Source organism: Neisseria sp. HMSC065D04 (assembly GCF_001815675.1).
Lineage (GTDB): Bacteria > Pseudomonadota > Gammaproteobacteria > Burkholderiales > Neisseriaceae > Neisseria.
The window spans coordinates 11,266-24,343 of sequence record NZ_KV821498.1; the positions used below are offsets into that span (position 1 = coordinate 11,266).

12 protein-coding genes and 1 tRNA gene are annotated in these 13,078 nt (G+C 53.3%); 3 read left to right on the forward strand and 10 right to left on the reverse strand.

Annotation, left to right across the window (positions count from 1 at the left end):
* Nucleotides 1-73: 73 nt before the first annotated feature.
* From HMPREF3050_RS04550 to mutY, 3 genes are all read right to left on the reverse strand, one after another.
* Entirely contained in the window at nt 74-697 is a 624-nt protein-coding gene (locus HMPREF3050_RS04550; RefSeq protein WP_070773706.1) for a phosphoribosylanthranilate isomerase, read from the reverse strand.
* Between the two features lie 258 nt (nt 698-955).
* Nucleotides 956-2,425 carry a protein adenylyltransferase SelO gene (locus tag HMPREF3050_RS04555; protein WP_070773707.1) on the reverse strand — a complete coding sequence of 490 codons (1,470 nt, stop codon included), beginning with the start codon at nt 2,423-2,425 and terminating at the stop codon, nt 956-958.
* A gap of 95 nt (nt 2,426-2,520) precedes the next feature.
* Nucleotides 2,521-3,594 (reverse strand): A/G-specific adenine glycosylase, encoded by a 1,074-nt coding sequence (gene mutY, locus HMPREF3050_RS04560; RefSeq protein WP_070773708.1) that lies wholly within the window; start codon nt 3,592-3,594, stop codon nt 2,521-2,523.
* Between the two features lie 162 nt (nt 3,595-3,756).
* Between mutY and HMPREF3050_RS04565 the strand changes: the two genes are divergently transcribed.
* On the forward strand, nt 3,757-4,797 hold the full coding sequence (locus tag HMPREF3050_RS04565; RefSeq protein WP_070773709.1) for a zinc-dependent alcohol dehydrogenase family protein: 1,041 nt from the start codon (nt 3,757-3,759) through the stop codon (nt 4,795-4,797).
* Between the two features lie 269 nt (nt 4,798-5,066).
* On the opposite strand, the gene HMPREF3050_RS04570 is transcribed toward HMPREF3050_RS04565, so the two are convergent.
* The 7 genes from HMPREF3050_RS04570 to HMPREF3050_RS04600 form a co-directional block, all read right to left on the reverse strand.
* Nucleotides 5,067-6,128: a DNA polymerase beta superfamily protein gene (locus tag HMPREF3050_RS04570; RefSeq protein ID WP_070773710.1), complete on the reverse strand. Its 1,062-nt coding sequence runs from the start codon at nt 6,126-6,128 to the stop codon at nt 5,067-5,069.
* Between the two features lie 34 nt (nt 6,129-6,162).
* The gene (locus HMPREF3050_RS04575) at nt 6,163-6,849 is read right to left on the reverse strand and encodes a cysteine synthase (protein ID WP_070773711.1); all 687 of its coding nucleotides are present in this window, start codon (nt 6,847-6,849) and stop codon (nt 6,163-6,165) included.
* A 161-nt stretch (nt 6,850-7,010) separates the two neighbouring features.
* Nucleotides 7,011-7,769, reverse strand: a complete 759-nt coding sequence (locus tag HMPREF3050_RS04580) for a nucleotidyltransferase domain-containing protein (protein ID WP_070773712.1) — start codon at nt 7,767-7,769, stop codon at nt 7,011-7,013.
* A gap of 90 nt (nt 7,770-7,859) precedes the next feature.
* Nucleotides 7,860-9,152, reverse strand: coding sequence for a histidinol dehydrogenase (gene hisD / locus HMPREF3050_RS04585; protein ID WP_070773713.1), 1,293 nt, complete (start codon nt 9,150-9,152; stop codon nt 7,860-7,862).
* Nucleotides 9,149-10,027 carry an endonuclease gene (locus HMPREF3050_RS04590; RefSeq protein ID WP_070773714.1) on the reverse strand — a complete coding sequence of 293 codons (879 nt, stop codon included), beginning with the start codon at nt 10,025-10,027 and terminating at the stop codon, nt 9,149-9,151. Before HMPREF3050_RS04590 ends, hisD begins: the two co-directional genes overlap by 4 nt.
* A gap of 91 nt (nt 10,028-10,118) precedes the next feature.
* The gene (gene hisG / locus HMPREF3050_RS04595; RefSeq protein WP_070773715.1) at nt 10,119-10,784 is read right to left on the reverse strand and encodes an ATP phosphoribosyltransferase; all 666 of its coding nucleotides are present in this window, start codon (nt 10,782-10,784) and stop codon (nt 10,119-10,121) included.
* A 127-nt stretch (nt 10,785-10,911) separates the two neighbouring features.
* The gene (locus HMPREF3050_RS04600) at nt 10,912-11,619 is read right to left on the reverse strand and encodes an SCO family protein (RefSeq protein ID WP_094113322.1); all 708 of its coding nucleotides are present in this window, start codon (nt 11,617-11,619) and stop codon (nt 10,912-10,914) included.
* Nucleotides 11,620-11,909: 290 nt separating this feature from the next.
* Between HMPREF3050_RS04600 and HMPREF3050_RS04605 the strand changes: the two genes are divergently transcribed.
* Nucleotides 11,910-11,994: transfer RNA gene (locus HMPREF3050_RS04605), tRNA-Leu, on the forward strand.
* A gap of 266 nt (nt 11,995-12,260) precedes the next feature.
* The coding region (locus HMPREF3050_RS04610; protein WP_070773716.1) for a T6SS immunity protein Tli4 family protein at nt 12,261-13,078 on the forward strand (818 nt) is incomplete at its 3' end.

Genomic DNA, 13,078 nt, shown 5'->3' on the forward strand with positions numbered 1-13,078 from the left:
GCCTTGTCCTGATTTAAATTTAATCCACTATAAGCGGTATAAAATGCGTCAGCGGTTTTTGTGACCAAAAGGTTTACCGAATGGCGCGGACGGCTTGGATGAAGGCAGCCATTTTGGCTTCGTCTTTGATGCCACCGGCACTTTCCACGCCGCCTGAAACATCGACTGCCGCGGCATTGCTGGTTTGGATGGCTGCCGCGATATTTTGCGGGGTCAAGCCGCCTGCCAGAATCCAAGGTTTGGTCAGATTGTCCGGTAGCAGCGTCCAGTCGAAGCTCAGACCTGTGCCGCCGTATTCGTTGGGATGGTAGGCATCAAACAGCAGGGCGCGGGCGTTGGGGAATCGGGTTTGTGCGGCTTCGATGTCTGAAGCAGATTGGACGCGTATGGCTTTGAGATAGGGGCGGTCAAACTGACGGCAAAATTCATCGTCTTCGTCGCCGTGAAATTGGATGATGTCGATGGGTACTTGCCGGAGGGTTTCGCGGATGGTTTCTGCTGTTTCATTGACGAATAAGGCAACGACGGAGACGAAAGGGGGAAGGGCTGCCACGATTTTTTTTGCCTGTTCGGGCGTGACGGCGCGTTTGCTGGCGGCGTAAAAAACCAAACCGATGGCATCGACGCCCAGCTCGGCAGCTTTTCGGGCGTCTTCGGGGCGGGTGATGCCGCAGATTTTGATGCGGATGTTTTTCATCTGTTTTCCTTTTTGGGTCGGTCTGTTCGGTTGGTTGCAAAAGATGTGCCACCGTTTAAATGGGGCATGGGTGTATAGTGGATTAAATTTAAATCAGGACAAGGCGGAAGCCGCAGATACAGTACAGATAGTACGGCAAGGCGAGGCAACGCCGTACTGATTTAAAGTTAATCCACTATATTTTTGTTGATATCGTTCTTTACGGTCAAGGTCGTCTGAATATTTTCAGACGACCTTTTTGTCTGTCTTCTTCAACGTCTAACTTGAACAACTGACGCAAACCGGAATGCTGCCTTCGGGCGGCGGTTCGGCAAGGTCGGCGAACTCTGCCTGTTCGTCAAAGGGACGGGCGAGGCAGCGGCGCAGGCGTTCGATTTCGCGGTAGTCGCCGTTTCTGGCTTGGGCGATGGCTTGTTCGGCAAGGTAGTTGCGCAGGATGTAGAGCGGGTTGGTCAGGTTCATGCGTATTGCGCGTTCGGCAGGATTGCTGTTTTCGACGCGCAGGCGTTGGCGGTAGCGTCCGAGCCAGCGGATGAAGGTGGGCGGAACGCCGTTTTTGAAGGTTTGTTCGAGTTTGGGCGGGAGGGGTTCGCCGTGTGTATTGCTGACTTCGGACAGGTTCCTGAAAAACAGGGTGAAGTCGGTTTTTTGGTCTTGCAGGGCGGCGAAGAGGTCGGCGATAAGGCTTTCGTCGTCTCTCTTGTCTGCTTGCTGTAAACCGAGTTTGCGGCGCATTTTCTCTAAATAGGTCGTCTGAAAAACTTCTGTCCAGCCGTCGATGAGCTGTTCGAGGGTCTCGTGTGGGACGAGGGCGTCGAAGCAGGAGGCGAGGGCGGCAAAATTCCAATGGGCGACGAAGGGCTGGGCATTGTAGGCGTAGCGGCCTTGGGTGTCGGAATGGTTGCAGACGTGGCGGCGGTCGTAGTCGTCGAGGAAACCGAAGGGGCCGTAGTCTATGGTCAGCCCCAGGGCGGACATGTTGTCGGTATTCATTACGCCGTGGCAGAAGCCGACGCTTTGCCATGCGGCGACGGAATAGGCGGTGCGGTTTCGGATTTGTTCCAACAAGGCGGCGTAGGGATTGTCGGCATCTCGGCAGTCGGGGTAGTAATGCCGGATGAGGTAGTCGGCAAGTTGTTGAATTTCGGCTTCGCGGCCGGTGTAATAGAAGTATTCGAAATGGCCGAAGCGCAGAAAGCTCGGGGCGATGCGGGTCAGAACGGCGGCGGTTTCGACGGTTTCACGATAAACGGGGTCGTCGCTGCCGCACAGGGCGAGGGCGCGGGTCGTGGGGATGCCGAGACCGTGCATGGCTTCGGAACAGAGGTATTCGCGGATGGAGGAGCGCAAGACGGCGCGCCCGTCGGCAAAGCGGGAATAGGGCGTTTTACCTGCGCCTTTGAGCTGCCACTCTTGGCGCTGTCCTGCGGCATCGACGGAGTCGCCAATCAAGATCGCGCGCCCGTCGCCAAGGCGCGGGGTATAGACGCCGAACTGATGGCCGCTGTAAACACTGGCAATGGGCGCGGGCGAGTATTGCGGGGCGTTGCCGCTGAGGTAGGCAAGGTTGGCGGTAGTCTGAAAATCTGTATCCAGATTCAACTCTGCCGTCAAATCGGTGTTGAAGGCGACCCAATAGGGCGCGGTCAGCGGCTCAGGGGAAACGCGGGAATAGAAAAACGGCGAGAGTTCGGCGAACTGTTGGGTAAGCAGGGGGAGTGTGTGCATGGGATTCCTGACAGGGGCGGGAGGGTTTGTATAACGCGCGGGTATGTTTATTGTGTTTTAGAGTTGGATGCTGCCTGTTTGGTTTTCAAGCATTTTTAAAACAATGCCTGCTGCTTTTGTTTCAAATAATCTGCCAGCGGTTTGGGCAAACCGTAATCCGCCAAATTTTCGGGTTTCACCCAGAAGCGGTTATCTTTTGATGCGTTTTCAGAACGGGGCAGCGTGTCGGGCGAACTGATTTGCGCTTCAAACGGCGTAATCATCAATAAACGATGCGTCAGGCGGTGGGTAAGGGCGGGTTGCTCGGAAAGGTCGTCTGAAAAAATGCCGAGCTTCTCGGCGTAATCGTATGTTTCGTCTAATTTTTCAAAACACGGCACGCAATACAGCCCGCCCCAAATGCCTTTGGCAGGACGTTTTTCCAGCAGGATTGCGCCGTCTTGGTTGCGGACAATCAGCCAGTAAAGCGGCAGGGTTTGCACTTCGGGGGCGGTTTTTTTGCGCGGCAGCTCGGCGATGCGGTTTTGCTTTTTCGCTTCGCAGATGTCCGCCATCGGGCATTGATGGCACAAGGGTTTTGTTCGTTTGCACACGGTTGCGCCTAAGTCCATCAAGCCCTGCGTATAGGCGGGCATATCGGCGTTTTCAGACGGCAGCAGGCTTTCGGCAAGCGTCCAGAGCGAGTTTTCGAATTTTTTGTCCTGCGGATTGCCGTCGCGGGCGAACACGCGGCAGAGCACGCGTTTGACGTTGCCGTCCAAAATGGTTTCGCGGCGGTTGAAGGCGAAGGCGCAAATGGCGGCGGCGGTGCTTCTGCCTACGCCGCAGAGGGTTTCCAAGTCTTTGCGTTCGGATGGAAACGTACCGCCGAATTGCCCGACGACTTGTTGCGCGGCTTTGTGCAGATTGCGCGCGCGGCTGTAATAGCCCAAACCCGCCCACAACGACAACACTTCGTCTTGCGGCGCGGCGGCAAGCGTTTGTACGGTCGGGAATTTTTCCAAGAAACGCGGATAGTAGTCTAAAACGGTGGCGACCTGCGTCTGCTGGAGCATGATTTCGGAAAGCCAGACGCAATAAGGGTTTTGCACTTGCCAAGTCAGGTGGTGGCGACCGTGTTGTTTTTGCCAGCGGATGAGTCGTTCGTAGAAGGGGATGGGTGTGTTCATTAATATCAATCGGGGGTTTTATTTATATTTAAAACAGCATGTTATGGTATAACATCGTGAAAATAATTCTTATTGACTTATTTTTTGTAGGGGTATATAACTCATATAAAGAGACTTTATTGCGGTATTGAAATTATTTATCAACAAGCAAGGAGTATCAGCATGAAAGCAATGGTTTATCACGGCGCAAACGACATCCGTTTTGAAGAAAAACCCCGTCCGCAGATTATCGACCCGACCGACGCAGTGGTGAAAATCGTCAAAACCACGATTTGCGGTACCGACTTGGGTATTTGGAAAGGCAAAAACCCCGAAGTCGCCGACGGCCGTATTCTCGGCCATGAAGGCATCGGTATTGTAGAAGAAGTCGGCGAGGCTGTAAAAAACATCAAAGTCGGCGATAAAGTCATTATTTCATGCGTCAGCAAATGCTGTACTTGCGACAACTGCAAAATCCAACTCTATTCACACTGCCGTAACGGCGGCTGGATTTTGGGCTACATGATTGACGGCACGCAAGCTGAATACGTCCGCACGCCTTATGCCGACAACAGCCTCGTTCCGCTGCCCGACAACGTTAACGAAGAAGTCGCCCTGCTGTTGAGCGACGCCTTGCCGACCGCCCACGAAATCGGCGTGCAATACGGCGATGTCAAACCCGGCGACACCGTATTCATCGCAGGCGCAGGCCCTGTCGGTATGTCCGCCCTGTTGACCGCCCAACTGTACAGCCCCGCCGCCATTATCGTTTGCGATATGGACGAAAACCGTTTGAAACTGGCGAAAGAATTGGGCACGACCCATACAATCAGCCCCGCTTCAGGCGACGTCTCCAAACAAGTCTTTGCCATCGTCGGCGAAGACGGCGTGGACTGCGCCATTGAAGCCGTCGGTATCCCCGCCACATGGAATATGTGCCAAGACATCGTCAAACCGGGCGGTCATATCGCCGTCGTCGGCGTGCATGGTCAATCCGTTGATTTCAAACTGGAAAAACTCTGGATTAAAAACCTCGCCATCACAACCGGCTTGGTAAACGCCAATACCACTGAAATGCTGATGAAGGCAATTTCCAGCAGCTCCGTCGATTACACCAAAATGCTGACCCACCGCTTCAAATTCAGCGAATTGGAAAAAGCCTACGACGTGTTCAAACACGCCGCTGAAAACCAAGCCATGAAAGTGGTGTTGGAAGCGGATTGATTTGAAAAAGATTATTGAGTTTTAAAAAGATAGGGGTCGTCTGAAAACAGATTTTCAGACGACCTCTTTATTTATTGGGCTGATGTTTGGTTCAAATGGAGCGATTTTTATAGTGGATTAAAATAAAAATGAGACAAGGCGGCAACGCCCGCCGTGTACGGGTAGTACATAAGGGCGTTGGCAACACCGTATCATTGCAATTTTAATCCACTATAAAGTCCATTCGTGATAAACCTTGCCGTACTCATTTTCAGACGACCTTTCGCCATCTATCCGTAAATTTTTTCCCTCACATCAACCAAAGCCGCCAAAGCCGAAGCGGCATTTACCGTTTCGGGCAGGTCGGCGGCCTCAAACGCTGTTTCCACTTCTGCCATCAGCCGTTCCGCTTTTCCCAGCAGGTCTTCGTAGGAAGATTCGCCGCGTTTGATGGCGAGCAGTTCGTCGCGGTTGGGGCGGCGCGGGCGGATTTCGCCGTGGCGGGCGATGTCGCGGGCGGTTTCGAGCAGGCGGAAGGTGTGCATCATGTTTTTGGCGTCGTAGCCCTGTCCGTGTGCCTGCGTGCCTTGGTAGCGCGTTTCGTTACGTTCCGCCAGCCATTGCTGATAGGAGGTGTATTCGCGGCAGTAGCTGCTGTATCCATCTTGGTTGAAGGAGAGGTAGGCAAGCGGGGTTTCGCCTTCGGGAACGGAGCTGAGGGAGAGGTTGGTGGCTTCGGGTTTGAGCGCGATGCCGTGGTAGCCGCGCATGCCGTCGGGGTCGTAAAACAGGGCGTAGAGTTCGCGGGCGTGGGCGATTTTGACCAAACCAACGCGCCGCTGCTCCATTCCGCGTTGCGAAAGCCAGTGCCGCAGCGGCACGGTTTGCGCGCCTTCTACGATGTGGCAGAAATCGAGCACGCTTTTCTTTTCAGACGACATCGGGTTGCTGATTTTCTTGTTCAGCCCGCGTGCTTTTTTGATTTGTCCGTAGGCGTATCCGGCGAAACTCTGACGGCAGGCTTTGGATACAAACCATTCGGTTTTGAACGCGTCCATCAGCGGCGAGCGGTAGTGCACGCAGTCGGGCGGCGAGGCGAGCAGTTCCAGCGTGTTCGGGTTGCTTTGCAGCAAAAGCTCGATAAACCGCCCCAGCTCGTAATAAACGATGTCGTTGGTTTCGTTGCTGATTTGCGGGATGTATTCCATGCCGTAAAACATAGATTTGGGCAGGTAAAACACGCCTTTGATGTCGGTATCGGATTCGGGCGTCGCCAAACCGTAGGCGCGGCTGCCGGAAATGGCTTCGAGCAGAAGCAGGTTTTGTGTGTGCAAGTCTTCGATGGTGAGCATTTTCAGACGACCTTTTGTAATTGATGGCTGAAACCTATTCCAACCAAGCTAAATATTGCGCCTGTGTTAAAATTTTCGGCGCAGCGTTTTTTTCTTCCAATAGCGGTGCGGTATAGAGCAAATCCGTGCCGCGCCACGCATGGAAATCTATTTCTCCATCGTAATCATCCCAAAAATTCGGGATATATTCGTAGAGCGCATCGGTCATGCGTGGCGGGGCAGACATTGGGTTGCTGAAATCTGCCAGCAGCAGGGCATAAGGCGCAGCCCAATAACAGCCGCCCACTGCCAGCATATCGTTGGCGGGATTGTAATGCGCTTCCGTCCAGATAAATGTTTCTGCACCGTCCAGCGCAGCGCGCGGCAGGTACTGCATGATTTCCCCCGTGGCAAAGTCCAGCACGCTGTATCCGTACAAATCTTGGCGGAACAATAAATAATCCCTGCCGTTGCTGTGGGCGATGTATTGGTAAAACGCGGCGGAATCGTCCAGCGATTGCCATTGCGTCACTGTACCGCCTTCCGAATCACGCAGCTGACACAGGCTGCCGCTCAAATTGCGTCCGTCCGCTTCACCGGAGTAACTGTCGATGTGCAGCGTATGCTGCGTGGGAAATGTCAGCGTATGCTGCTCGGTACGGTTCTGCGACGAAAACAGGGGCTGCGCAGCCTGTTGGATGGCGCGGTATTTAGGGGATTGGGCAGCGTTGGTACGGGGCATATTCCGGATTTCCGTATGATTTGTTCGATAATAAGATTTCAAGCTGGATACTGGTATCCGACAAAACTCTTGACGATCCTGTTATTACCATCCATTTTCACAATACCCAAAATGTCAGATTTGAGAATTCAACCTAACTGTTGTACAGGCTGCTTTTTGTTTTACGGATAAACCGCCGCCAAAGTTTCGCGGAACAATTCGTTCAACGGCCCGCTGTCGGCAGCTTGGGCGGCAGGGGCGGATAATTCGGAAACTTCGTTATATAAATCAACGGTCAATCGTTGCAATTCGGGCGACAGCGTATGCAGGTAACTTTCATCCTGTTCCGCCTTGATGGCCACTAAATCGGCGATTTGGGCGGTGCAGTCCGTTTGCCATTCGCTCATCAGTTCAGTCAAAGTCATCGGCGGAATGCCGCCTTGTTTGACTGCCCACCGTGCCGCGAGTAGCGGGCGCAGGACGTAAAACCATTTTTTCAGTTTGACGGGTTGTGCCAAATCCATGTTTCTCAATGCATTGCCCGCGATGCCGCGATAATGGTGCAGCAGCGCGGCGGCTTGGACGTATTGCGGCGCAAGCGCGTTCAGACGGCCTGTGAAATCATCGTCCTGCGTATAAATAATCGGCGAACGCAGCCATTCGAGCAGTGTGGCATTGCTTTTCCGCAGCAGGCGCAACGCTTTGCGGATGTCCCAGCCGCCGACGTCAAACCATTGGTTTTCGATAAATTCAAACGTGTCTTTTGCTTCGTCGATTTGCAGATAATATGGCTGCGGACGGATATAAATGGCGCGCACGTCGTAATCGCTGTCGGGCGAGGCAAAGCCCCATGCGCGGCTGCCGCTCTCTACCGCCAGCAGGAAATGCAGCGGCTCGGTATGGGCGATGTGGGTGAGTTTTTCTTGAATGGCTTGTTTCATGATGTTTCTTTTAATAGAGGTCGTCTGAAGACCCTAAAAACAGGTTTTCAGACGACCTTTGCTTTTTGATGGATGGCGGGTTCGCCCGAATCAGTCTTTCAACCTGAATTCCGCCGCGCGCGCGTGGGCGGTTAGGCTTTCGCCGTGTGCCAACACGCTGGCGATTTTACCCAGTTTCTGTGCGCCTTGTTCGGAGACTTGAATCAGGCTGGAGCGTTTTTGGAAGTCGTAAGTACCCAGCGGCGAGGAGAAGCGGGCGGTGCGGCTGGTGGGCAGAACGTGGTTGGGGCCGGCGCAGTAGTCGCCGAGGCTTTCGCTGGTGTAGCGTCCCATGAAAATCGCGCCGGCGTGGCGGATTTTTTTCGCCCATTCCTGCGGGTTTTCTACCGACAATTCCAAGTGTTCGGGGGAAATGTAGTTGGCGATTTCGCAGGCTTCGTCCAAGTCTTTGGCGAGTATCATCGCGCCCCTGTTGCCGAGCGAGGCTTCGATGATGTCGCGGCGGGGCATGGTTGCTATGAGGCGGTTCATGGCGGCTTGAACTTCGTCGAGATAGGGCTGCGACGTGCCGATGAGGATGGCTTGGGCGATTTCGTCGTGTTCGGCCTGGCTGAACAAATCCATCGCCACCCAATCGGCAGGCGTGGTGCCGTCGGCGATGACGAGGATTTCAGACGGCCCCGCCACCATGTCGATGCCGACTACGCCGAACACGCGGCGTTTGGCGGCGGCGACGAAGGCGTTGCCCGGGCCGGTGATTTTATCGACCTGCGGTACGGACTCGGTGCCGTAGGCGAGGGCGGCAACCGCCTGCGCGCCGCCGACGGTGAAGACTTTGGTGACACCCGCGACGAAGGCGGCGGCAAGCACGATGTCGTTGCGTTCGCCTTTTGGCGTGGGGACGACCATGATGATTTCTTTCACGCCTGCGACATGGGCGGGCATGGCGTTCATGATGACGGAACTCGGATACGCCGCTTTGCCGCCCGGGACGTAAATGCCGACGCGGTCAAGCGGTGTAATCTGTTGTCCCAACAGCGTGCCGTCTTCGTCTTCGTACGTCCACGATTCCATTTTTTGGCGTTGGTGGTAGCTTTCGACGCGTGCGGCGGCGGTTTTCAAGGCGGTTTGAATTTCGGGCTGTAAACGCTCGAATGCGGCCTGCAAATCGTCTTGGGTCAGGATGAGGTCTGCTATGGTTTGGGCGGACGTGCCGTCGAAGCGGTTGGTGTATTCGATGAGCGCCGCATCGCCGCGCTTTTGCACATCGGTGCAGATGTCGGCGACGATGCGGTCGATTTCGGGATTCTGCGCGGTTTCAAAAGCCAGAAGGGCTTTGAGTTCGGCTTGGAAATCGGGCGATTGGGTGTTGAGTTTTTTCATGATTTGGGATTCTCCGTTGTTATTTTGGGACTTGGGGTCGTCTGAATATTTTCTTGTTCAGTCTCGGTTTTGGGTCTGATATACGCTTTTTCTCCCCCGCTACCAAACTTCAAGTCGGGCAGGCATTTTTGTTGCAGACCGAGTTTGGACAGCACTTTTTTGCTGGACGAGGCGGTATGGAAACGGTAACGGGTTTGTTTTCTGCCGTTTTTGGTTTCTTCAAACATTTCGAAACCGTCCACTTCGTACGCGCTGATAACGGCGTTTTGCAGGCCGGTGTGAATGCCAATAATGTATTTCACTTTGGACGCGGCATCTTTGCCGATAACCCAGTTGCCCAACGTGCGCGATTTGAGGTTGGCATCGTCTTGGTTGTCGAAACGGTAGTCCAATTCTTCGTCGGTATCCAAGTCCAAAGCGTCTTGGATTTTGACGGCGAGAACCAGTCCGTCGGGGTTAAGGCCGTCAAGCGGGCAGGGTTTGAATTTGAAGCGGTTGTCGAGTTCTTCCGCGCTGATGCCGCCTGCACCGCATCCGGCAGATTTGTTTTTGAATTTTTTGTCGACAACGGATTTGACGAAATGAATCAGGGCAGTTTCGGCGGCTTGCGCTTCGATTTCAGTCAGATGATAGCTGATGATATAGCGACCGAGTTTCTTACATTTGGCGATGGCTTTGCGTGCCGGTACGTCAATGTCGCCGTCTTGCGAACGGGCGGCTTGTTCATGCTCGAAGATGCGGTTATCGCAGCCTTTGCCGATGTAGAGGATTTTGTCTTTTTTCAGGTCGGTCAGGCAATAGACGTAAAACCGACGTTCGCCGTTATTCAAAACGGAAAGGGTTGAATCTGAAAATTTTTTTATTTTTGCAACCATTTTAAATCCTCCTATACAGTTTACTGCCGGTGGTATTTTCAGACGACCTGTCGGCAGGAACGGCTAGGGTCGTCTGAAAACGCATCTTCATTCAAATGAACACTCCCCCCGCCTTCGCTGCGCTGCCGAACGCCTGAATAATCGGCTCCAGCAGCGCGTGTTTCGTTTTCAATGCGGCTTTATTGACCACCAGACGGCTGGAAATATCGACAACGTGTTCGACCGCTTCCAAGCCGTTTGCCTTAAGCGTGTTGCCGGTGGAGACCAAATCGACGATGGCGTCGCTCAAGCCGACCAGCGGCGCAAGCTCCATCGAGCCGTAGAGTTTGATGATGTCGACGTGGACGCCTTTGCCGGCGAAATGCTCGGCGGCGATGTTGGGGTATTTCGTCGCAATGCGCAGGCGGCTGCCGGGCTGCGAGGCGGCGGCGTAGTCGAAACCTTTGCGGACGGCGACCATCATGCGGCATGCGGCGATGTGCAAATCCAGCGGCTGATAAAGCCCGCTTCCGCCGTGTTCGATTAAAACGTCTTTGCCCGCGATGCCGAAGTCTGCCGCACCGTATTGGACGTAAGTCGGCACGTCGGTGGCGCGGACGATGACGAGGCGGATATTTTCATGGTTGGTGCCGATAATCAGTTTGCGCGATTTTTCGGGCGCTTCGGCGGGAACAATGCCCGCTGCCGCCAAAAGCGGCAGGGTTTCTTCAAAGATGCGCCCTTTGGACAAGGCGATGGTCAGCGTGTTTTCAGTCATTGTTGTTGTGTGCTGTCAGACTTTGAACCCGTATCAAGCAGGCGGTCTGACTTTCTCCACTATATGTTTCAGATGGGAAAAAGGTCGTCTGAAAACCGCGACCGGCATTCAGACGACCCCATGCGAATCAAAGCAGTTTTTTGATGTCGGCGGCAATGGTTGCCGGTTCGCTGCCGTAACGCGAGAAAATCGCCACTTCGCCGGTTTTATCGATCAGATATGCGCCGGAAGAGTGGTCAACCAAATAGTTTTCGCTGTCTTCTTTTTGATTGACTTTGGAGGACACCACGCGGTATTGCTGTTTGATAACCGGCAGGCTTTGGTCGCCTGTCGCTGTCAGGCCGATAAATTCAGGATTGAACTGTTTGACGTATTTGCCGATGACTGCGGGCGTGTCGCGCTCAGGGTCGATGCTGACGAACACCACTTTCACATCTTTCGCCTGATCGCCCAACTGTTTCAATGTGTCGCTGTAAGTCAGCAATTCGGTCGGACAAACGTCGGGGCAGTGCGTATAACCGAAGGACAGGATCACGACTTTGCCTTTCAGGCTGCTTAAGCTGAACGGCTTGCCGTCGCCGTCGGTCAGCGTGAAATCGCCGCCGATGTCTTCTTTACGCATATCCGTTCCGGGCGCTTGCGGTGCGGGCGCGGTAGCGGCAGGTGAGGATGCGGCGGGAGCGGAAGCAGGCTGTTCGGCCGGAGCCGCTGTTGAAGAGGCGGCTGAAGCTGGTGCAGGATTCTGTTCCGGCGTTTTGGCTTCAGGTTTGCAGGCAGCAAGGACGGCAAGGGCGAATGCGCCCAAAATGGCGGTACGGATTGCAGTAGGCATCATAAAAATTCTCCAATGCGGGTATGGTGTGTGAACGTCGTCTGAAAATAAAAAAATGAAACGAACGCTGCCATCTTAGCGCGTTTGCAACATTTAATATAGCGGTTTATGCCGTTTTTCGGCTGAAAATGAATGATGTTTGATATAAGTGGAAAGAGTAGGGCGCGTCGGGAACAAAATAAAATGAATTTAATGTTTTTAAAAATCAAAAATATAAGCAATATGTCTGCAAACAGGGCAAGATTTTGCTTTACAAGCCCGAATACGCCGCTATAATAGCGACTTCTTCACCAGCCCAGGTGGCGAAATTGGTAGACGCAGGGGACTCAAAATCCCCCGCCGCAAGGTGTGTCGGTTCGAGTCCGACCCTGGGCACCACAATAAACCGCTTATCAGCGGTTATTTTTTTGCCTGTCGAAAACTCATATTAGAAGCCAACATTTTGATCAATCAGGATTTTTGTTGGTTTTGCCATGTTCTCGGTATTGGATCAAACCAAACACGCGGTTCAGCGAAAGTCGGATTCATTTCCCTCTTATTTCTCCGCTTATGTTGAATAAATACCGCCAAGCCCGTTTTATGACAAAGGTCGTCTGAATAAACTATACTTTCAGACGACCCCTATTCAATCACGGAGCTTATTTATGTCCATCCGTCTGACCACGCTGTCGCTTATTCTCGCCGCCACAGCCTGCACGCCCACTGTTTCCCCATCGGCAGAAACTTCACCGACCGTCACCAAATCCGCCATCGATACCGCCTACTGGACCGAACAGCCCTATTGCAGCGGCCGCTATCAATTGCGCCTGCCGTCCAAACGCCGTCATGGCAGTACGCACCTTGATTACAACGGCTGGAGCGTAATGGTCATGTTTAACGACTGGAAGAGAAACGTAAGCACCATCAATGAGACTAAGCAAAATGGTAGAGATGGAACGGATATTGTCGTCGATACCCGCACACTGATTCCGGATCGGGCAATGATGCAGGTAACGCGAAAAGGATTTGGTTGGGAAGATCTTGTTGGGGATGACGGTATGCCCTACGAAGCCGACTTATATTTCAAACTGGATAATGATGACGCCTATATCGTACGCAGTTTTTTCTATATCCCTGCCGACAATAAAAAAGCCCCTGCCAACTGGAAAGCCCAAGAAAAAGAAGCAATAAACACCATGGAGAAAAAATTCCGCCAAGAAATCCTCAATGGGTTGAAAACCAGGCAGGAATTTGAAGTGCCAAATAAACATGGCATCTGTCTGATAGGCGGTTTTATCGCCGATGACGGCAAAAAACCGTTTGAAGTCCATAGCACCGTCGAATTTGCCAAACAACACGATATGAGTCTGGAAATCATGCACGGCGATGTGCTGAAAGCGGGCGAAGCGACACTGCTGAAACGCAAAGTCGACCCAGAAAAAGGCTTATTGGTTAAAGCGTTAACCCGCACCATCCGCCAAGG